The sequence below is a fragment of the Vibrio sp. K4 genome, assembly GCF_051122595.1.
In the GTDB taxonomy this organism is placed as follows: domain Bacteria; phylum Pseudomonadota; class Gammaproteobacteria; order Enterobacterales; family Vibrionaceae; genus Vibrio; species Vibrio owensii.
Genome location: NZ_CP178577.1, coordinates 3,558,357 through 3,579,759 on the forward strand (window position 1 = coordinate 3,558,357; position 21,403 = coordinate 3,579,759).

At 40.1% G+C, this 21,403-nt stretch carries 19 protein-coding genes and 2 pseudogenes; 14 read left to right on the forward strand and 7 right to left on the reverse strand.

Going from position 1 to position 21,403, the window contains the following annotated elements; all coding sequences use genetic code 11:
* Positions 1-2: 2 nt before the first annotated feature.
* Genes ACLIIY_RS16085 through ACLIIY_RS16095 form a run of 3 tightly spaced genes read left to right on the forward strand, consistent with a single transcriptional unit; the run spans position 3 to position 5,209 of the window.
* Entirely contained in the window at positions 3-2,471 is a 2,469-nt protein-coding gene (locus ACLIIY_RS16085) for a hypothetical protein (protein ID WP_011149138.1), read from the forward strand.
* Between the two features lie 11 nt (positions 2,472-2,482).
* Positions 2,483-4,660 carry an integrase gene (locus ACLIIY_RS16090; protein ID WP_011149139.1) on the forward strand — a complete coding sequence of 726 codons (2,178 nt, stop codon included), beginning with the start codon at positions 2,483-2,485 and terminating at the stop codon, positions 4,658-4,660.
* A gap of 3 nt (positions 4,661-4,663) precedes the next feature.
* On the forward strand, positions 4,664-5,209 hold the full coding sequence (locus ACLIIY_RS16095) for a hypothetical protein (protein ID WP_011149140.1): 546 nt from the start codon (positions 4,664-4,666) through the stop codon (positions 5,207-5,209).
* Positions 5,210-5,435: 226 nt separating this feature from the next.
* On the opposite strand, the gene ACLIIY_RS16100 is transcribed toward ACLIIY_RS16095, so the two are convergent.
* Both ACLIIY_RS16100 and ACLIIY_RS16105 read right to left on the reverse strand, forming a co-directional pair.
* Positions 5,436-5,978 (reverse strand): GNAT family N-acetyltransferase, encoded by a 543-nt coding sequence (locus ACLIIY_RS16100; RefSeq protein ID WP_026130451.1) that lies wholly within the window; start codon positions 5,976-5,978, stop codon positions 5,436-5,438.
* A gap of 10 nt (positions 5,979-5,988) precedes the next feature.
* Entirely contained in the window at positions 5,989-7,167 is a 1,179-nt protein-coding gene (locus ACLIIY_RS16105; protein ID WP_026130452.1) for a MerR family transcriptional regulator, read from the reverse strand.
* A gap of 376 nt (positions 7,168-7,543) precedes the next feature.
* Here ACLIIY_RS16105 and ACLIIY_RS16110 point away from each other — a divergent pair.
* Positions 7,544-8,140 (forward strand): annotated as a pseudogene (locus ACLIIY_RS16110) (tyrosine-type recombinase/integrase).
* Positions 8,141-8,284: 144 nt separating this feature from the next.
* Here the strand turns inward: ACLIIY_RS16110 and ACLIIY_RS16115 are convergent.
* Genes ACLIIY_RS16115 through ACLIIY_RS16125 form a run of 3 tightly spaced genes read right to left on the reverse strand, consistent with a single transcriptional unit; the run spans position 8,285 to position 10,887 of the window.
* Positions 8,285-9,277 (reverse strand): DUF2955 domain-containing protein, encoded by a 993-nt coding sequence (locus ACLIIY_RS16115; protein WP_039508941.1) that lies wholly within the window; start codon positions 9,275-9,277, stop codon positions 8,285-8,287.
* Positions 9,267-10,373, reverse strand: coding sequence for an HlyD family secretion protein (locus ACLIIY_RS16120; protein WP_011149144.1), 1,107 nt, complete (start codon positions 10,371-10,373; stop codon positions 9,267-9,269). The genes ACLIIY_RS16115 and ACLIIY_RS16120 overlap by 11 nt, the downstream gene beginning before the upstream one ends.
* A gap of 19 nt (positions 10,374-10,392) precedes the next feature.
* The gene (locus tag ACLIIY_RS16125) at positions 10,393-10,887 is read right to left on the reverse strand and encodes a hypothetical protein (RefSeq protein ID WP_017041459.1); all 495 of its coding nucleotides are present in this window, start codon (positions 10,885-10,887) and stop codon (positions 10,393-10,395) included.
* 146 nt (positions 10,888-11,033) lie between these two features.
* On the opposite strand from ACLIIY_RS16125, the gene ACLIIY_RS16130 reads away from it, so the two are divergent.
* The 3 genes and pseudogenes from ACLIIY_RS16130 to ACLIIY_RS16140 all read left to right on the forward strand — a co-directional run bounded on the left by ACLIIY_RS16130 (position 11,034) and on the right by ACLIIY_RS16140 (position 14,952).
* Entirely contained in the window at positions 11,034-11,714 is a 681-nt protein-coding gene (locus ACLIIY_RS16130; protein WP_011149146.1) for a potassium channel family protein, read from the forward strand.
* 302 nt (positions 11,715-12,016) lie between these two features.
* Positions 12,017-12,613 (forward strand): annotated as a pseudogene (locus ACLIIY_RS16135) (tyrosine-type recombinase/integrase).
* 518 nt (positions 12,614-13,131) lie between these two features.
* On the forward strand, positions 13,132-14,952 hold the full coding sequence (locus tag ACLIIY_RS16140; RefSeq protein WP_039547163.1) for an ATP-binding protein: 1,821 nt from the start codon (positions 13,132-13,134) through the stop codon (positions 14,950-14,952).
* Between the two features lie 526 nt (positions 14,953-15,478).
* On the opposite strand, the gene ACLIIY_RS16145 is transcribed toward ACLIIY_RS16140, so the two are convergent.
* Positions 15,479-15,685 (reverse strand): helix-turn-helix domain-containing protein, encoded by a 207-nt coding sequence (locus tag ACLIIY_RS16145; protein WP_011149149.1) that lies wholly within the window; start codon positions 15,683-15,685, stop codon positions 15,479-15,481.
* A 92-nt stretch (positions 15,686-15,777) separates the two neighbouring features.
* On the opposite strand from ACLIIY_RS16145, the gene ACLIIY_RS16150 reads away from it, so the two are divergent.
* The 7 genes from ACLIIY_RS16150 (at position 15,778) to ACLIIY_RS16180 (ending at position 20,953) form a co-directional block, all read left to right on the forward strand.
* The gene (locus ACLIIY_RS16150; protein WP_011149150.1) at positions 15,778-16,320 is read left to right on the forward strand and encodes a hypothetical protein; all 543 of its coding nucleotides are present in this window, start codon (positions 15,778-15,780) and stop codon (positions 16,318-16,320) included.
* On the forward strand, positions 16,314-17,696 hold the full coding sequence (locus ACLIIY_RS16155; protein ID WP_011149151.1) for a DEAD/DEAH box helicase: 1,383 nt from the start codon (positions 16,314-16,316) through the stop codon (positions 17,694-17,696). The genes ACLIIY_RS16150 and ACLIIY_RS16155 overlap by 7 nt, the downstream gene beginning before the upstream one ends.
* Positions 17,697-17,739: 43 nt before the next feature.
* Complete coding sequence (locus tag ACLIIY_RS16160; RefSeq protein ID WP_011149152.1) at positions 17,740-18,045, forward strand: hypothetical protein; 306 nt, start codon at positions 17,740-17,742, stop codon at positions 18,043-18,045.
* Positions 18,046-18,064: 19 nt separating this feature from the next.
* Positions 18,065-18,589 carry a hypothetical protein gene (locus ACLIIY_RS16165; RefSeq protein WP_011149153.1) on the forward strand — a complete coding sequence of 175 codons (525 nt, stop codon included), beginning with the start codon at positions 18,065-18,067 and terminating at the stop codon, positions 18,587-18,589.
* Positions 18,586-18,885 carry a hypothetical protein gene (locus tag ACLIIY_RS16170; protein ID WP_017789269.1) on the forward strand — a complete coding sequence of 100 codons (300 nt, stop codon included), beginning with the start codon at positions 18,586-18,588 and terminating at the stop codon, positions 18,883-18,885. The genes ACLIIY_RS16165 and ACLIIY_RS16170 overlap by 4 nt, the downstream gene beginning before the upstream one ends.
* 103 nt (positions 18,886-18,988) lie before the next feature.
* Positions 18,989-19,972, forward strand: a complete 984-nt coding sequence (locus tag ACLIIY_RS16175; protein ID WP_011149154.1) for a hypothetical protein — start codon at positions 18,989-18,991, stop codon at positions 19,970-19,972.
* Positions 19,973-20,086: 114 nt separating this feature from the next.
* Entirely contained in the window at positions 20,087-20,953 is an 867-nt protein-coding gene (locus tag ACLIIY_RS16180; protein WP_039547162.1) for a hypothetical protein, read from the forward strand.
* Positions 20,954-21,182: 229 nt separating this feature from the next.
* On the opposite strand, the gene ACLIIY_RS16185 is transcribed toward ACLIIY_RS16180, so the two are convergent.
* On the reverse strand, positions 21,183-21,350 hold the full coding sequence (locus ACLIIY_RS16185) for a cyclic-phosphate processing receiver domain-containing protein (RefSeq protein WP_011149157.1): 168 nt from the start codon (positions 21,348-21,350) through the stop codon (positions 21,183-21,185).
* Positions 21,351-21,403 lie beyond the last annotated feature (53 nt).

Sequence of the window (21,403 nt, forward strand, 5' to 3'; positions counted from 1 at the left end):
ATATGGCAAAAAGTCGATTAGCCGCATCTAGAAATAAAAAAAAGCTCATTACTCAACCAAAAGCGAAAGATAACGTTACTTCATTAGATTTGAGTTTTAAATTACATCGAAAAGAGAATGCGTATGGTTATCAATTCAATCTTCTTGATTGGTGTCATGAGCAGTGCGATCCCCAAAGGCCATTAGTAAAACCATCTCGCTTGAAAATAATGCAAAAGCTAAGGTACTGGGTTGATCAAGAGAAAAAAAATAACAGTAGTGAAGGTTCTATATTTGCTAGGTTATCCATTTTAAAGCAGTACCTTGTTTTTTGTGACTTTAAAAAGAACTCCCCTTTTTGTCAGGCTGGATACCTTTCTTATGTTGGGAACGCTGGTGAATTGTGGCGTTTAGTTCATGAGGGGTGTGAGCAGAAAAAATATAGCTTTCAATACTATGATGGTGAAGAAGCTGGCATATTGGAATCCACTGCTTGTAGGAGAAAGATGTTCCTCGATAATCTTCTTTCGGTGCTTGGTGTTGATATATCTGAGTGGCAAGCTACGCTTAAACCTTTTTCTACTATGAAGGATGAACCATCAACACAACCTTATATATCAAGTGAGTGGTATGGATTAGTTCGACGCACTCAACTTTTCTTTTTTTCTTTGGCAACTCAACTTATTGCTTTAAAAGAGGAGAACCCTGAAGTACTTCCCCCTCGATGCTTAGAAGGTATTGTTGTAGATAGGGTAAATGGTTGTGACATTACAATTGAGTTGGGAGGCGGTGATGTAAAAGATGGAGCTGGGAGTCCTTTTAATCAATGTATGGCCGCAGCTTACACCTTATTTGCCTACTACACCGCATTTAATGACACACCGATTAAAGAGGTTCGTCATCCTATTAAAGTAGTAGTATCGAAGGTAGAAAATCGTACATCGAAAACAGCTCAAGTTCGCGCTTATAAAGGTCGCGCATCAAAAGACGTAAAGGCGTTGTTTTCAGGTACAGAAGAAAACTTGCATCCCGAAGCTAGTGAAAAAAGTGCTGGGTTTATTGTAGCTAATATTAATAAACGAGACAGTGTCGGTAAAGCCGATGGCATTACATTTCTTCAGACCTTTGAATTACTCTCAAAAACGTTCAGTGATGACCCGTTTGATACCTTAATATATTGTCTCAATAGCCAAGGCGAAAAAGCTAAGACGGATCTGGCACAGGCTCTAGTGGCGTTATCAAGGAACTTAAATTTACTTTCTAGTGACAGAGGTGAGCTAGCCGATCACCTAGTTAAAACCTATACCGATATTGTTGAAAATCAAAAGATGACCACTTTTAACTGGGTTCAGAGAGAAGATAACGCATGGGTAATGGACAGGCAGGTCATCGAACTAGGTAAAATAGTTGTAACACAAAGAGCAATTCCCATAGCTTACGCTGCCATCTCATGTATGACGGATGTTTCACTTCGAAACGTACTGATGCCACTTAGATACTCAGATAAAGATATAGATGGAAATATCACGATTTCTTTTAAATATCTTGATGGCTCAAAAGGCGATTTTACTGTTGATTCTAAATACCGCCGTTTCCTTCAATTAGTAGAGCGCTATGCAGCAACGAGAAACCCGATACCTGGTATAACGCGAGTTGGTCTGAGTAATCGGCGTAGTGGTGGAACCAAACCTCCTTTTCTACTGCCTTTGGGGAAGCAAAATCATACTTACCAGTGGTCCGAAGGAAAGGTGCCTATAAGCTCATATTTGTTGAATTTGTGCGGTATAGACCATGGAGACTACTTTTTAAATATAAATTCAAGTCGAATTCGAGTTACTCACTCTGACTTAGAGTACAAACCAGAAGAGCGTGGGTTGACTGCTCAAAAGATTTTGCAGCACAGCATTGAAACGGCTGATAGGCGATACCGAAATGGGCATCCTGTTTCAAATAGTAAGCAAATATCGCAAGGAATGATGGTGCTAAGTCACATCGCTGCGGGAAAGACACGCAATGAAGCTATAGAAACAGTTGAGCAAGAGCTAAAAATTCCTGTTTTAGAATACGAAATTTGGAAAAAACGTAACCGACCCACTAACCCTAACGGTGTTGATTGTGACGGTAAAGTTGATCTGAGTTCAGAAAAAGATTGGCATTATGCGGCGCGTAAATTTGCAGAAGAAAAGGGGATTATTGAAGAAGGGCAGGATATCACCTGTTATCAATACGATCTGTGCCCCTTTTGCAAAAGCGCCAAGCTTGTTGATGATCCCTACGCTATTTATAAATTGCTGAGTTTTCTCGATGCGCTAAGTGAAGGTATTGATCAATATCCAGAACGAGCGTCCATCATCCAATCGAAGATAGAACGCTTTCAAGTCCACCTTGATGACGTACCATTAGAAACAATTGAACAAGCTGAAGATTTGTTTGAAGAAAAAGGGCGTTATTTACTTTTCAACTCATTATCTTCTGTTACCCAATACCTATAAGGAACATACTTATGTTGTCTTTTGATAATTCGCAAGATTTAGAATTAACTTTAGATGCCATGCGCTCCATTGGTGGTCAAAAAGATTATTTGCAGCAAGTGCTTTTCCCTGCGCTACTGCGAGGTAATTGGGAAGAGTTGGACAAAATGGTGGTTTATCAAGATGAGAGAAAGACAATCTTGTTTGGGGAAGATGCTTGGATGTTTGCACAGTCTGCATATAAAGGGAAAAATAAGTCAAATATTTATTTTAATATAGAGTTAGAACAAGGCGAGAACGTCATTGTATTTCGTCAAAACGAACGTCATTTAGTTAATCAAGTGAAGTGTATCGCAGTAGCGAATATGTGGTTTTCAGGTCAACATATTGAGTTAGGTTCTCTCTCAAGCAAGATAGGTCTTTTGCGAAATTATATTGTTAAACTGTTTAAGCGTGGTATTACTTCTTTTGAAGAGTTAAACCAAGAGCATCTAGACATTTTGGTCGAAGATGGATTTTTTGACATGTCTAACTCCAAAGTGTTTACTGGGTTAAACTATCTTCCCGCTTTAAAAGGTTTACTGCCATTTACGGTTAATTTTAATCGCCTAACGCATAAAATGTTTAACGCAAGACCTGATGACACTGAAGGAACATTGGTTATTCCTCCGCGGATATATTTTGCGGCATTAACGGAGTACAGCGAAGGGATTGCAAAAGCCTATGGGTTAAGAGATGAAATCGAACAAGCGGTTGAGCAGATGCTTTTCTTTTATAAATATGAAGAAAAAAGGAGACTTTTAGATATAAGAAATGGAGAGATATATAAACCTATAAAGGGTTATGAGAAAAACTGGGAGCGATTCACTCAAGCATTAGAAAACGAGGGAGTTGCTTTAGTCGATAAAGGCAAAAATCCGCGATGGATGGAAATATTCACCTCTCTTAAAACTCGTATTCTCTTAAAAGATTCACAATTTCACCGTTTTAATGTGTATATCGGTGACACTTTCTATGACTGGGGTGAATTTAGACGGTATTTAGTTAGCCTCAGTGCAAAGGCCTCGTGGTTATGTTTGGCGTTATCAGGGATGAGGATAGATGAGTTGTATCGAATCAGTCCTGTATATGGGGCGCAGGAAAAGAAGTTTGATAAAAATGGCGATGAATCAGGTACCGGCAAGGAACAAATTTACTTTCTAACGACACGCCAATCAAAAATTACACTCAATAGTCAAACCAAAAATGATGTTTTTGTTACCACTGAAACTGGTTGGAAAGCCTTTCATGTGCTAAATGCCATTCATACACCTTATCGAAACAGGTTTGCAGGGAATGACAGTCATAGAATGTTCGCAAACTTGCAAAAGGTTACTTATTTCAAGTCTGTAGGAAAGTCTGCGTTGGGTAAAGGTGTCATAAATAATTTTAACAAAAACAACGTTGATTTTATTCTGACATTAGATGATATGGGCTATTTACAAACATCCGATCCAACCCAGACATCTTTTAAACTGGGTGACAAATTTCACTTTACGTGTCATCAGTTGCGACGTTCACTTGCATATTACCTAATTGGCTATGAGTTGTGTTCTTTCCCGGCTTTGAAGCAACAGTTGTCGCATTTGTCGATGGCGATGACACGCTGGTATGCTCGTAACGCCTTTTCATTTGAAAAAATTTACAGCGAAATTCAAAAAGAGCGGGTCACGCAACAGGCTAAGATCTTTGCTCGTATATATCAAAAAATGGCAAACCGTGAACGTATTGCAGGGGGTAAAGGTCAAGCAATCAGTCGTGAAGGTGAAAGCTATTTTGAAGATGGAGTAAATAAACGTAAGCTGTCAAAGGAGTACTGGATAGATCTGTTGACCAACGGTAAGGCTCATTTACATGCTGTGGCTCCTGGTATGTATTGTACTAACACTCAATGCTCAATGCGTATCAATATTGATTTAACTGAGTGTGTTGACTGTGAGTATGACTTTATTGAAAATGCTGTTTACGCTGAAGTGTCCCGTATGGATGCGATGAGAAATATTGAGTTTTTAAAAGAAAACAATGAGTTAAATTCAAGCGCTGCAACCAAATACTATATGCAAGTAAAAGCTGCTGAAGAAATAATGGATGACTTAGTGTTCGAGCATGATAAGTACGAATTTGAAGAAGATGTGTTGAGTTTGGTTATACCAACAAAAACGGTGGCGTAAGATATGACAGATGAAACTGGATTAAGCCCGACCGAGAGGCAGTTAAGAGACGCATTAGCACGCCTTGTTGCCAAAAGGCCAATCCACAGGGAGCTAAAACAGAAGCTTAAAGCCAATAAGTTGAAAATTACTGTTTCAAGTGTCGAGAAGGAAGCTGGATTATCGAATGGTGTAGTTAAACCTGAACGTTATCCAAAACTAAAGGAAGACATTCTGAGCGCTGAAGCTGCTCGTAAATATGGTCCTGTAAAAGATGTGTCTGATGAAGACATCCATAGGCATCCTTTATACATTAAAGCTAAAAATGATCTAGATAAAGCTAAGGCTGAAATAAAAATGATCAAGGCAGAATTAACGTCGAAAAACTCAAAGTTAGAGAGCTATAAAGAGCGTATAAAAGAGCAAGCAGTAAGAATGCATCAAATGAATGTTGCCATGTGGGGGCAGATTCCTGATGAAAAAAAATATGTTGAGTTGATGATTGATGTTCAAGATATGGGAATGAACAGTAACGTTTTAGACTTTAAAACGCGTGAAAAACTAGATTAGTTGTCAGAAGACAATATAGTTTGAACGAGTCCAATAAAGTCTGATCATTTACAATAAAGTTTGTCACTTTTCCTCTGTCAGTTCACTTGGCAGAGGTGTTGCGAACCGACTATAGCAAACACGCCTTTGCCCCTTTTCACGTTAGGGTAAAAATTCCTACAGTACTAGTTAACAGATTTTGCCCTACAAATTGTAATCCTCATCAGAGCGTAAATGCGATTCAATGTCACCAATAACTTGGGTTATCTATCGCTTTCAAGCATGTTGGTTTGCACACAACGTGAGGGACCGCTTCACCGACTAAAGATTGTGCAATCCAACCTTCAGGGTAGGACAAGTCCAACGGAGCTTGAATTACGTCCTGACTGATTGTAGCGAATCCTGTTTTTGAGTAAAAGTTGATATCCCCGTAAGTAATGGCAACGGTGACGCCTTTTTCTTTCAGTGTCGCTAAGCCAAATTTGATCAATCCTTGACCTACACCTTGCCCATGACAATCTGTTGCAACGGCCACGGGGGCTAAAAGGAAGATGTTTTCACCATTTGGAAACGATAGGCGAGAGAAAATGATGCTACCGACAATGCGTTCACTTTCATCTTGAGCAATAAACACATAAAGATCCTCATCTTTAGTTGGTAAAGTGAGAAAGTCTTCCACGAGTTTTGCAATTAATGCACCTTCTTCTTTACCTTCTGAATCCGAAAATGTGTCCTTGAACAGTGTAATGACTTCTTGAGTTTGTTCTTGTTTGTACAATGCGTATTTCATATCTCTATCTCTAGTTTGCAAGTTTTAAAATAAAGTGCTGATAGGTAAAGTCTTTTGCGGCACTGCGCTCGTAAACTGAAATCTCTTTCTTAATGTCCAGTAACGCTTGGGACGCAGGCATAACAGCTTGTAATTCCTCAACTCGGCTTTGCAGCGGTTGCCAGTAGTTTTGCCATGCATCGACGCCTAATGAGAAGTGTTCGATCACGTCGTAGCCATGCTTTTTGAACAGAGTGAGTCGTTTAGGTATCGATTGAATATCTGGGTAATCTGCCAGCCAAAACTGTTTTGTCTCTTCGTCGGGGGAGTCAGTGAGCCAAACCAAGTCACTTACCATCAAGACGCCATTATCTTTTAACAGAGGCTTCCATTGTTTTAGTGCGTTCTCCATTCCCATAATGTAGACGCAGCCTTCCGCCCAAATGGCATCAAAGCTCTTTGCCTGAAATGGCAGTTCCGTCATGGAGGCACAAACAGGAGAAATCCGCTCATGTAACTGTGCATTTTGGATTTTTTTATTGAGCTGTTCGATGGCGATAGGCTCATTATCCACGGCGGTAATGTGCGCGATACTATTATCGGCTAGCAGTAATGTTGAGGTGCCAGTGCCACAACCAATGTCTAAAATATCGGTCATTGTCTGAGGAGACATTAATGAAATCGCTTTTAAAGAGTCCTTGTGACTCCCTGGCCCCCATCTTTCTAATGTTGCAAAGACCGTCATAAAGTCTTTCATGTAACTCTCGTGTTCGTTCATATCTTTTGATAACCACTTTAATCTGAGCGCTTCTTTTTCACTGTAACCCTGCGTACTTAACCAGTTTAAGTAAGCGTTAGGTGCACTTTGACTCAGAGAATGGTGTAACTCTCTTTGTGGACGTTCCCCAAGTAACGCCAGTAGCAACTCACGAGCGTGGATTTTTTTATCAATATCATGGTTGAGTTGCGTTAGCCGATTTTCCAATAAGCTTCTACTTAACTTCGCGTCCAAGCATTGTTCGCACTCCTTCAATGAGAGTCCTGCGCTTTGAAGTTGCTGAATCAATAACAGTCGCTGCAAATCGTTTTCGCTGTAATAGCGATATCCATTGTCAAGACGCTGACCGTTAATCAGCCCTAACTTCTCGTAATAGAGTAAGGTGGTGCGAGAGATACCCGCCTTCGCTGCCAGTTCAGAAATCAAATACATGTGCGATTTGACCCAAGTGTTTTTAGTATTGGGATAGTATGAACTGTAGAGTAGTAGACAGGTCAAGTAGACTTGTTCGAATTTTTCGCCAACAGTGGTGGAAGTGAGGTGAGGGCTGTGGATTATTTTGAGTTATTAGTAGGTAGTTAGTAGCCAGTTTTCAATGCCAGAACTTATTTATGAATAGCTAAATTAGCAAACTTCCTAAAACAGTTTTATCCAGGGGGTTCTCAGCGCGTCCTAGCTAACAAACTCCTGTCCACGGATGATTCTGATCACCCTGAACGACTGCTTGATCGATGGCTATCAAGGCTGGAACAGTTTCAGTTTATAGCCAGACTTTATGTTGACCAATAATATCGAAGAGGAGGTCAACATGAGAAAGTTATCTTCGGGAAAATGCAGCGGCATTAAACGACCATTCAAGTTGGAAGAAATTTGGCGAATTAGAACTAGGCTAGAGCTTGAAAACGACCTAATGCAGCTTGCACTATTGAACTTAGCCATAGATAGCAAGTTGAGAGCGAGTGACTTGCTAAAGCTACACGTTTACGATGTTTCTTCGCAAGGAGTTATCTATGAAAGGGTTCAGTGCATCCAACAAAAAACGGGGACCGATGTCCATTATTAGATTACTCCGAGAACACAGCAAAGTATTAGCCGATGGATCTTTTCAGCATCCCTAGAGGCAAGTAGTTTTCTATTTCCGAGTAGCCGACGCTCAGGGCAGCCTATCAGCTACTCATTCTATCGCTCAATTATCAGAAACTGGGCTGCAAAACTGGGACTGAATGCTGACTATTATGGAACTCACTCCATGCGTCGAACTAAAGCTACTTTGATCTATGCCAGAACGAAAAACATTAGGGCGGTTCAGATTCTACTTGGACATTCGAAGGTAGATAACACTATTCGATACCTTGGCGTTGAGCTAGAAGACGCTCTGAGGCTTTCTGAGAAAACAGACTGCTGATAAGCACCTCTACAGGCTTTTCTTCGCGTCTGAAAAGCCTGTACCCCACTCTTTACATCATATTGGTGCTACTTGCACGCAGTACAACTTATCCACAAATAAGACAACCAAGCCGAGTTAGACCTAGGCTTGGTTGTTGTGACATTAAGTTCTAGTTCTAGGGTATAAGGTGATCAAACTCATGATACCGATTAATACCGCGGCAAAAACCGAAGTAAAACGCACGAGGTCATCTGAAATCGCACTGATACTTGTTGAAGTAATCCCATAGAATACTAAAACCACATAACTGGAATACATCAGTTGAATTGAGTTATAGCTAGCTTTCTTTGTAACGGCATGAATCCCCATAAATAAAGCACTGATTACAGCAACACCCACAGTTCCTACCAAATTGACTTGCAGCAAACTCATGATTAGAGGAGGAATGGCATACAGCACGCTCGCGTATGTTGTAAGCAGCCTTCTTAAACCATAATCTTTACCAATACTAGGATCAGGATCTTTAATCATTAACGCGACGATGATGGTAATAATCGTACTTTGCTCTAAGTCCAATTGTATCGTACATACCATCATGGTCATGACAATGCTCGCTTTGAGCAAGGTTTGCCAATCAAGCAAATATTTCGTTGTCGAATTGACAGGTGGCATGCTTATCGCGAGTGGCTCACCTCGTGGAAATAGTAGGTAGGCCAAATAGGCGGTGAAGCCAGCGATAAAAATATTTTTTAGCAGAGCCATGGGGATTTGCTCAACGCTAATCCCTTTTTGCTGCGTAAAAACAGCAATCATTGCGGTTGAGACAATCAGCAATATAGCAAATACATCTTGCGGATTTTTCTTGGTACGCTCCATGCACCAGTAAAAAATTCCAAACAAGAACAGATAGTAAACATGTACGTAATCAATCAATAGTTCACTCATTAGTGCCTGAAACCAAGCAGTAATGAATAAAATGCCCCCCATAACAAACACCATAATTACAGGCGGTGGTTCATGAGTTGTAGTGAGAAAAACCGCACACATCGCTGGAGCGAGTAAAGGCAAATCCGTCCCATATACGTATTGCCAAAACAGCAAAAGTACAGGGAATACCGCAACTCTTATAATTGGGTTAGCGGCACTATGATACATAGCTGATATAACTCCATGCCCAGATCCACAAATCTTGTAGTCTCTCACCTAGGTAGCTTTCATCAGGGTAGAAACCCACCACAGCTCGACCGCCGTATCTCAGATTAAGATCGGCAGGCAACTCCATGAACTCGATATTGACAGGGAAACGCTGTGCTTTTGAACTGCTTGTTGGTGACGTCATAAGGCCATTACTGGCATCTTGGGCAAGGCTACCATTACCGCTACTTCCCCAACCGATTGAAGAAATTTTTCCTTCATAGACCTCGCCAGGGTTTGCATCAAAAACAATTTTGACTTTATCGCCAGGCTTTAGATGAGCCAGTGAATTCTCTCTCACCATGGCCGTCAGCCATAAGTTGTTGTTATTGATAAAGGTAAGAAGTGGTTGCCCAGCAGCAGCATAATCGCCAACAGCAACATCCATATTAGTGATAACACCATTAGCAGGTGCCGTCAGTTTGGTGTGATTGAGGTTTAGTAGAGCCTGCTCTTGTCGGTTTAATACCGATTGGATTTCAGGGTTATCAATTCCTCTCGGGCCAAACTCTTGTTTCGCTTTTTCTAGTGCTGATGACGCTTGAGCCAACCCCGCTTGGGCCGTCTCTAGTTCGGCGATTATGTTATCCATTACCGCTTGACTTATCGTTCCTTTATTGGCAAGTACGCGATTACGCTCCACATTCTTCTTAGCATTATTGACCTTAACACGAGCTGCGACTTCATTTGCTTGAGCGACACTGATTGCTGCTGAATCCGCTTCATAAGACTGAGCTGCTTGTTGCAAATCAAATTTGGCGGCCTTAACGGCTAATTCAAAAGGACGCGGATCGATCGTGACGAGTTCATCTCCTGCCTTGACAATACTATTGTTAGTAATAAGTACTTGTGAAATAGGGCCAGAGACTTCTGGGCTAATGCGGATCAATTGGCCATTTACTCTAGCTTGATCTGTCATTGGCGTCATTCTGTCCGCCCATAAGGTGTAAAGCCAAAGAGCAGCAACTAAGGCAAAAATGTAGTAAGTGAAAGAGCGAGCTTGGCTAATTTTTTTATCGCTTTGTTCAGCACTAGTTTGGACATTGTTATCTGACATTTTCTGTTCCTACTGTCGTTTACTGAGGTTGTTCCAGTAAATTTATCTTTTTATAAATGATACTTTTCTTAGTTCGTACTTCGACGGCAATGGTAATGATGAATGCAAATAGGCCAACCAGTGCAACAGCACTTGAAGAAGAAACCATCACTTCGCCAGCGTACTTAGTCCAGATCACAGCTATAGCCACAAACCAGCCAAATAGCGCTGCTGCATGGGTGACTGCAATAGGAACAAGGTGAGACCAAAAACCACTCTGAAGTTGACTAATGTGTTGTGGGTGGGATTTGTTGAGCTGATGAATAAATAGCTTGGATGTGATCAACGACAAAATGATCCCTAAACCAAAAGTTAGAGATACCGCTTGTCCCCACACAGTCACTTCAGAATTAGTGATCACGTTAAGCGACATCGGTACGCTATCCATTCCTTTGAAATGGTGGCTCGCAATATAACCATTGATAACGCCGTTAATCACGCCACCAATCAATGAATCTTTCACTTTGATATCCACGTCTAGCACCTTCACTGTTGTACAATAAACTCTTACTGATTATAACGAGAATGTTCGAATAAATGCATATCAAACATGACCATTTTTGATACTGTTGTGGCTAGAGCATACTTGTGCGCCATGATAACTGTGGAAAGGAGTCAATCATGAAGCTCGATAAAGCGTTGTCAAATATTAGCGAGAAGAATAACTTCATCTACTTAACGTTAGCTTTAATCATGCTGTTAATTGCCGCCGCCCTCGTTCAACTACTACAAGACAATGTGATCGAATACGTCATACAGGGGATTATGGTAGTGATTTTTATTGTTTGCTTTGTAAGTTTGCGCTTTGATCGAAAGTGGACGCATTTTTTAAGAGGTTTAGCCGTGGTTTGGATAGCTGCTATTGCCGCGAAACACCTCTTTCATATCAAAGAAATGAGCATATTGATGCTTTCTCTGACTTTTGTCTTTTTCTATGGCACTTTCCAATCTTTAGTAAGAAAAATCTTGTTTTCAGGCCAAATAGACACCAACAAACTTATTGGTTCTGTAGCCCTATTCTTATTGCTTGGTTTAATGTGGGCGGTGGCTTACCTTTTGTTACTTGAGCTAGACCCTTTCGCATTTCGCGGGTTAGAAGCAATTCCTTGGGAAGATAATTTTTCTAATAGCGCTTATTTTAGCTTCGTGACCTTAACCACTCTCGGTTATGGGGATATCAGTCCAGTGACTCCAATTGCGAAAACGTTAGTCTATTTAGAGTCGGTTGTTGGTGTTTTTTATATGGCAGTAGTGGTGTCTAGTTTAGTCAGTTCGAATTTAGGTAGAAACACGCCTAGATAAATGATATCCCCTTAAGGCGTGGTCAAGTTATCGCTAATGACAATTGCGATATTTACACTGTTTCACAATGTAATAAAGGGCTGTTCCGAACCTTACTTTCTAATCAGTTTTGCCGTTTGAGTTTTGGATTAGTAAACGTTATGCCAAAAAGCAGTATGGTTTTTTAGCTCTAAATGATTTCTGTCCACAAATGTTTCGGTTCATGCTGACCGAATGTGATGACCGGACGTTATCGCTGCTGGAACAGTTCTAGTTGATCGCCAGACTCTATGTTGACCAACAACTTTGAGAAGGAGGTCAATATGAGAAAGTTAGCTTCGGGAAAATGCAGTGGCATTAAAAGACCATTCAAACTTGAAGAGATTTGGCGAATTAGAACTAGGCTAGAGCTTAAAAACGATTTAATGCAGCTTGCACTATTAAACCTAGCTATTGATAGCAAGTTAAGGGCGAGTGATCTGCTAAAACTGCATGTATATGATGTTTCCTCGCAAGGAGTGATCTATTAGAGGGTTCAATGCATTCAGCAAAAGACAGGTACTGATGTGCATTACGAGATTACTCCGAGAACACAACAGAGTATCAGTCGGTGGGTCTACTCAGCGCACCTAGAGGCAAATAGTTTTCTATTTCCAAGTTGTCGACGTAAAGGCCAACCCATCAGCTACTCCTTTTATCGTACGATTATCAGAAACTGGGCCGCAAAGCTTGGTTTGAATGCAGATTATTACGGCACGCATTCTATGCGCCGTACTAAAGCTACTCTGATCTACGCTAGAACGAAAAACATAAGGGCGGTGCAAATCCTACTTGGCCATTCGAAACTAGATAACACTATTCGATACCTAGGCGTTGAACTGGAAGACGCTCTGAGGCTTTCAGAGCAAACTGACTGCTAGAAGGGCTGATACAGGTTTTTCATACCTCTGAGAAGCCTGTGCCCCATTATCACTTTCGGTTATAACATTCACGTTCGTAGACAACCGGAATTTACCCAAATCATGCTCATGTACCGACAACAAGACTCATGCAGCAAAAATGATTTTCTATATCGGTAAGGTCGCTTCGGGAAAAAGCGAATTACTCCAACTATTTTAAACATTTGTGCTCCGAGATGTGTTACTACGTAGTTGGAGCAATTTTTAAACTTCAACTTTTCGCTGTACCTCTTTTAGGTTTTTTACCCTTTTTAAAACTAAGTATCTCATATATAGCATTTTATCTCCGGTGACTTATGTCACGAAACTTGAGTAGCCACTAAAGCTATCCTCTTCTAAACTTTATGCATATGAGAAAAAGAGGTGCTGGAAGGTGAATAAAACAAATGTATTGGTATGGGTAACATTAATTGTTTGGTTATTGATGGTTGCTTGCTTTTTTTATTATATTGAAAAAGAAAGCTTTATACCTGTTATCCATGAATTTCATCTGGAGGACTCAAGTGAATTATAAATACTCACAAAAGTTCAATGTTATGGAAGCTTTAATTGCGCTAGCAATAGGCATAACTCTCAGTTTTTTCTTTTCATTTAAAACTCAAAACTCCCTTCTAGAGGCCACTGAAAGCTCAATCGTTGCTCATTCTGCAAGCCTTGTCCACATGAGAAGCTATATACATTTAACTCAGAGAGAAGATGGTGACCACAAGATAAATAAACTACTTTCTGAAATACAAAAGCTAACCTCTGAGTTAAACACTTTAAAAGAAGCTAGCAACGACATTAACGTTAGATTTCCTCAAATGATTTGGGTAGGAAATCCCCTCCCTTCTGTAGTTGAGGAGTACGTAAAAACTGCGGATAAACAGTTGGTATTTCTTGATAAAATGCTTAAAGCAAAACAACAGATAGTACCAGAGGTTTCATTAATCGAATTAGAGAGGCAGGTGTTTTCAGAAGAGATGGATGAAGCAGCGGAACATGTTCATGAACGTTTGATGGATAACATCTTCTTAACCAGTAAAGCAGCCGTCTATACTTTAATACTATTCATTATTTTAATATTCTCTGCCGTTTTTCTTTATCTCAATCATTACATTATAGAGTTGAAGAAGACCAAGCTAGCATTACAGGTAGCTGTAAATAAGGCAGAGGAAGCCAACTTAGCTAAGTCTATGTTTTTAGCAACAATGAGTCATGAGATAAGAACTCCAATGAATGGTGTTATAGGAATGACACAGTTACTCATATCGGATAATAAAGATCCAAGTATTCAGACGCACTTAGATACGCTATTGGAGTCAGGTGAACACCTAATGGTGGTCATAAACGAAATTCTTGATTTTTCAAATCTAGAACAAGGAAGTTTAGTTTTTGTTCAGGAAGAATTTGAGCTAAGCAAACTATTGGTCCCTATAAAAAATTCTTTTCAACCACAGGCTTCTGAAAAAAAACTTCAGCTTATATTCGACACCAATAGCTTGCCTGAAGATCTAATTTTAGTTGGTGATAAAACTCGTATACGTCAAGTTATTTACAATTTAGTGGGTAATGCCATCAAGTTCACCTCTGATGGACAGGTTAAGGTTGTTTTAAAATATGAAAGTGATAAAAATGAGCTTTGTATTCAGGTATCTGATACCGGAATTGGCATACCATCCCATCGTTTAAAAGGCATTTTTAATGCGTTCGAACAAGCAGATGTTAGAACGATGCACGATTTTGGAGGTACAGGGTTAGGTTTATCCATCGTGAAAAAAATATGCTTATCAATGGGGGGGGATATTACTGTTACAAGTGAGTTAGGTTCAGGAAGCTGCTTTGTGGCAAAGGTGATAAGCCCAAGAGTAACCACCCTCCGAGATCAAAGAACGCTCTCAGGCGAAAAAGACTTTTCCGGTAAGTCAGTCCTTATCGTTGAGGATAACCGTGTTAATCAGCTTGTTGCTCAACGATTGTGTCAAAAGTTAGGGTTTACTACCTATATTGCATCTAATGGTATAGAAGCTGTTAAAAGGGTGCGCGAATGTTCTTTTGACGTAATCTTGATGGATCATCAAATGCCACAAATGGGGGGCATAGAAGCGACAAAATTAATACGAAATGAGCATGCTTTTCAGGGTATTATTCTTGGATGTACCGCTGATGTTACCAAAGATACAGCCATAGCATTCGTGGACGCTGGTGCCAATGGAGTAATAACAAAGCCCTTACAATTAGACTCTTTAGGGGAGTTAATAGCACGCAGCGTAACGCTGGCTTGTAATGCGAGTCGTGATCATCATGTCGTGTTGGAATAGATGTCAGTCCGACTCATATTGAATCAAAGAGTTGATTCTTTGAGTAAAAGAGATAGCCTCAATGCTAGAATGCGCTATTTTTTACGTCGTCTGTAGAGGGGAAATATCGGAACTGTTGTCTGAAGGGGGGATGCAGCTTAAATAGAATAAGGCAAAACATAGAACCTTGCCTATTAGTATTTATTCATTACTGATTTTCACATGTAGTGTGGGCTTGGCTGGTTCAGAATACATAAAGTAATGAATTGAGGGTTATTTAGACCATCGACCCTAAATGATTTCTGTCCAAAACCTTGCTAGAGGATAGATCAGACTTTATTGTCATTTCCATCGTGTTTCGGGTAGCAATGTACCTTAAAAATGATCAAACTTTAGTTTTTTATAGCCTACGAATCGCTTGAAAAAGCACGTTTCCGATCAAATTTTATTGTCCTCTGACAGTAGTTTTGCAAAACCTTATCTCTCGATTTCTCCAATAATATTTTACTTCCATAGGTGTTTATAAATTTTATAGTTAGGGTTTCCCTTATGGCAGCAAATCACGCACATCGCAACCAAGTATACTTGCCAACTGGTACGCTTTTTCTAGAGTGATGTTGACCTCTCCTCTTTCGATTCGACCGACATAGCTTCGGTCGATGTCTGCTGAAATAGCCAATTTATCCTGAGATATACCTTTAAGCTTACGCTCTCTACGTAAGTTATCCCCAAACCGTTTCGCTAAGTCTTTCATTTTTAATGGTACTCAAAATGAAAGAATATCCTTCATTGCGGATTTTATAGCCACGGACTATAATCCGCATTTTGATTCGTAGTTGAGCTCTTATGACGAAGAAAACAGCGATTAATGAATATATTTTTACCTTATTCATCGAGAAAGGACTTGATGGATTAACGGTTCCTGCCTTAAGGGACGAACTACTAACGATTACGGGAGAATTTGAGGATATAACGGAAGCGCGTAAATTTCTTTATCGTCAGTTATTGCCTTTAGAAAAGAAAGGGCTACTTTGGACTAATGGCCAAGGGCGGACAAGGACATACCACAAATCAGAGCAGTTTAAAGAAACTGTATTCAAACCGAAAAAGCGTAAGCAACAAAAGCTAAAAACAGTCGTAAAAAATTCGGATGAAGCACTTACCCTTGATGAGCTGACTTTGGAACGACGAAAGTATGAAGCTGAACTTGCGATAGCTTTAGCTGAGATCGAAGAATTTCAACTATTGTCTGAAAGGTTACCTTTACAGAAATCATCATTGTTAAAACTATCCGAAGAAACTAGAGAACGCTCTGTTAGATATCTAGCCAAAATAAATGTTCTTAATCACGCCCTAAAGCTTAGTAATTGTGGGGAAGTAAAATGTTAAGACTATGGCAAGAGGAGTGTGTTGGATCGGCTTTAGAAAAGTATCTAGCTGGACATTCACATTTTCAGGTTCAGGCGACTCCAGGGGCTGGAAAAACGGTGGCTGCTGCCGAAATTGCCAAAAGGCTGTATGACTTAGACAAAATTGACCTGGTCCTCTGTTTTTCGCCATCATTAACGATTGCTGATGGTATCAAAAATACCTTTTCATGGCGATTGGGATGCTCTTTTTCCGGTGGACTTGGTTCAATAGGTGCATCGTTTACATATCAGAGTATGAAATACCTTAGAGATAGCTTTTGGGAAACAATTAAAAAGCACCGCGTATTGGTTGTATTTGATGAGATTCACCATTGTTCAGGTGATGAAATTGAAAATGCCAATGTATGGGGTGAGCAAATTTTGAGACAAATTCAAGGGATTGCTGCGTTTACATTATCCCTATCTGGCACTCCTTGGCGCTCAGATTTATTGCCAATTACGTTAGCACAGTATTCTGATGCAGAAGGTCGTATCCACTGTGATTATCAATACGGTTTAAAGCAAGCGATTATCGATAAGGTCTGTCGCTCACCTAAAATTGTACTAATTGATAATGATCGCTTATCTATTTCAGAAAGTGGACAATCAAAGTCATTTTCGTCAATTCCTGACCTTTTAAAGCAATCAGCAACTCCGTATCAAAGCATTTTGCAAAATATTGATGCAATGACTTATGTACTTGGCCTTGGTTGCAAAAAGCTAGCAGATATACGTATGGATAACCCTAATGCCGGTGGTTTGGTTGTTGCTTCATCAGTAGGACATGCAATCGAAATTCAGAAAGTTTTGACTGAGACATATGAGCAAAGTACAGAGATAGTCACTTACTATCATGAAAATCCACTAGAAAAAATCAATGGGTATCGAAACGGAACGACTCAGTGGATTATCAGCGTCGGAATGATTAGTGAGGGAACCGATATCCCACGTCTACAAGTCTGTTGCCATTTAAGTTTTGTGAAGACAGAACTTTATTTCAGGCAAGTTTTAGGACGAATTTTGCGAACGCATGAATCCTCGAATCAGCAAGCTTGGTTGTACACTTTTGCTGAAGAAAGCCTAGTGAGTTTTGCTGAGCAGATCGAGCAAGATATTCCGGACTCATGCTTATTTATCAAACCAGATAATTGGCAAGATAGACCTCAAGCTTCTGTTTCGTTAAATCGAGCCTATTTCTCTGATCAACAAAAGAAAAAAACTGATATTGGGAAGACACAGCTTAGTTGGGATAAAGAACGTTTGGAAAAACCGTCAATCATAACTGCATACTCAGCTTCTTCTGGTCAATTGAACTTAGGAAATTTCAGAGAGCGTGTAATTGCTGCATTTCAGTAATAAATATTTTTAATATTAGACAATATGTTAGCGAGGTATTGATATGTTCTACATCGGTGTTAGCCATTATTACGCAACAGGTGAAGGCCTCACAATGTATGTTGCTAGCGGTAGCGAAGAATCAATACGGGCAGCCATTCCAGAATATTTTCATCTTGGGCTCACTATTTTAACACCTTCAGAGTGGCTAAAAGCTGCTGCAGGGGACTGTGAGGATGAATATCATCAATCGGAAGCGGAAGATCTGAAAGCCTATTTACCACTCTTATGGAAGCAAATTGAGGAAAGAGCGTTAGAAAGAGGATGTCATCTGGACTTTTTCATGAAGCACCATTTTAACTATGCCTAATACGAACTAGGTGGTTTCAGTGAAGGTTTTATATTTTGATACGCTTAGTTTGCTTTATTCGAATGAGTATTTTCAACGTAATGCAAGTGTGCACACTAAGTATAAAGAATGGTTCCATACTCGCACAAAGACACTGTTAGAAATGGTGGAACCGGATTTTCAAGCTATCGCAAAGCTAAAAAATGCAGCGTCAGAATCGGGGCTACTACTTTACCCGTTAGGGATTTTTTATGATCGTTCATACCTTATTGAACATGGTGTGTTTTCCGCTGATGAATTAGCGCCTGATACAGAATTACCCTTCAGGATGCAAATGGACGACAACGACCCTGTGCGTCGGATGATAGCCCACGCACATGGATTGAATGCCCAATGGTACGCCTGCGGCGAAATTGGATCTGAAGAACTATTACAACCCTATCCGGAACGTCACTTACGTTCAGAATTTGGAAAAGGAGTAACGAGTGAATTACTCGCCCAGATTCTAAGGTTAAAAGCGACCAATATGCCAAATTTGACTGATAACATTTTACGGGACAAATGAGGGTGTTTTTAAGAAAGAGCGGAACCGTAGAGCAGATTCTCGCTTCTATCAGGGGCAGAAACTACGTTGATGAATTTCCTTCTCCAGAAAGACTAAAGCTGTACGAACAGTGGAAACCAGGAATTGCTCAAAAGGTACGTGATGGCGTCTTATTGTCTCAAGAAAAGAGCATGCAGAGAGAGCAGGACGAACTTTATGAGGTAATTTATCAAACCTATAAGAGGGTACCTATAGTCTTTGCGATAAAACTGTCTGCAATTTTTATAGTCATGATAGTTGCAATTCAGTTCATTTAAAAATGAAAGTTGTGGGGTTGGTCTGACTTCATTCATTCGGTATCAAGCTTCTCAAAACGCCATTCGCCAAAAAGTTTACTTATTGATAAGTATAGGAAATTTAATGTTAGGTAACTCATCAAAAAATAGTGCTATGAAAAAAAACATCATGATTTCAGCTCTCACTTTAGCGATATCTGGATGCGCAAGCACTCCCAATGAGTCCATTGAATCTCAGGGTAAATATGCGGATGACTATGCGCTCAATGTGGAAGAATTTTCCGAAGCTACACGGTTCTACTATCCACTAAGATGGATAGAACCTGGACGTAATGCCAACAACTTAGACAAGTTTTATTACGATACAAATTCACACAAAGAACTGGCTAATACTTCTTCTGTGGCTACAGTTGTCGCCGCTGGATTAGGAAGTATCACCTCATTTGATGCGGTGATGGGATTACTAGCTCAACAAGGTTCGCGATCTGGCTATGATTCCCTTTTAGGCGAACAATATCTCTACACAATTATTCAAGTGGATAACAATAAAGACTTGGATACTCAGGCACAATACGTTAACCGAATTGCTGTAGATACCATAAAAATGGCAATGGGAAGTGAAGCGAAGGAAGAATATCAAAAAGTGGGCTCAGAAGGTTTTTATTTCTTGGACAGAATTAAAGTGACCAGTACTTCAGATGAGAGTTGTACTGCTGTCTATTCGCCTTGCTACTCACTCACAGCCAGAATTCCTATGCTTATCCGCGACAATAATGGTTATATCTCGCTAGTGCCGCAAGGTGGCGATTATATGGCTGCTAAGACTTACTTGCCGATTGGTTTTCCAATAGAGCAGATAAAATTTGCTAACGTTGCTGGGGTTGAGCAATTCCTTTATGTACCAGCTGTAAAAATGAATGGGCACAAAGACCTCTGGAGAAAGGAAAATCTTTCCTATTTTACAGGCTGGTATAATCAGCAGCGCATATCGATTAACCCGTATATTAAGCGATTAAGCGACGATACGGTGTTTTACTTCAACCCTAAAATTACTGCAAAACAAAGAGATCGCTACTCGTTGTACAGAGTCTTTAATCTTAGTGATTAAGAGGGTGATTAACGGCAGAGTCTTATTTTATCGCAAGGTAAAATCCAAGAAAAAACAGATAGATACAAAGATAGGTTGTTTATTAGGTTTAAAATAAAAAGGTGAATGTAATTTATGAAAAAGCAGGGGTTGTTTGTAATTGGGCTGTCTATATTGGCTCTCAGTGGATGCTCAACAACGAGCGAGAAAAAAGTAGCAATGTGTTTGGGGGAACCTTGTGTTCAAGCCAATGACAACACGTCGCCAAAGCCGATATTTTACGTGAATGATAAAGAAGAAAAGTTTACTCACTTTGATGATGGTTCGATAAGTTCTCATACACTGGAAAACGGGTTGTACCGGCTCAGTGAGTATTTCAACCGCGATGGTTCACTTCAAACGCGAAATGCAAGATTCGTTGATCCTGAACGTGGTTCATTGAATCAAAAGCCAACTGGTCGCCAGTTAAAATTCAACGGTGATGGATTCGTAGCAAGTGCGAAGTATGGATACAACTTAGAGTTCAACCGGCCGACACAACTGGATAGTTTTTGGATGAAAGAGTCACATTCATTTTATCCGGCATTCAGTGCTAATGACGATTTGATCGCTATTTTATATGCGAACCGAGAAAATCAATACACTGACTATGGTGTTCGATTTGGGGTTGTCAATTTAGAGAAACCAACATGTGAATTAGGCAAACTTAGAAGTCAGGCTTATGGTAAAGTTGGTGATAAACATATAACCTTTAGCCGTAAGTGTATGAAGATAGGTAATAAAGTAGCTTTGGTATATAAACCCGCTTCAAAATCTGATGCTCAAAAGATGATAGACGCGATTGTGATGCCAATTGCTCGTTCGAAAGCTGTTGTTGGTGCAAAGCTAGGTTATTTGCATATAGATATACAAGGTAAACAAGTTCCATTTGATACTCGTGGCTGGGACGATTATTACCTTAAAAACAGTGAGCTGAACGTATCTCCGTACCGATTATTTTGAATCTTAACTGTGTGATTCATAGATATGCTTTCAATTTTCGTCGTTGCAGATCAAGATTGCGATTCTGTTCTTGAAACCTCTATTCCTATATCAGGTAGTGTTAACCCAACATATTCAAACGTTTGATATTGGCAATCCCAAACTCCATTTTCTGCCTTGCAGATGAATTAGCGCTGTGAACTCGTATAACCGGTGGTTGAAAACCTTGAGTTGCAACCGCCTCTTCAATTCATAAAACAACATCATAGCCAGTGCCGTGTTCATCGTTGCCAAGATCATGATCGAGGCTTATTTCAGTAACATGTCCTTGCTTCAAAATGGCAATGGCCTCTTCAGGCCAGTAAACCCTATGCCATCCTTCCGGAGTTGGTCGTTCATCATCAAGGTAAACTTTCATTTTCTAGGTCTTATTTTATGGGGGGGCGTTCTGCAGCGCAAACCTGATTTTGG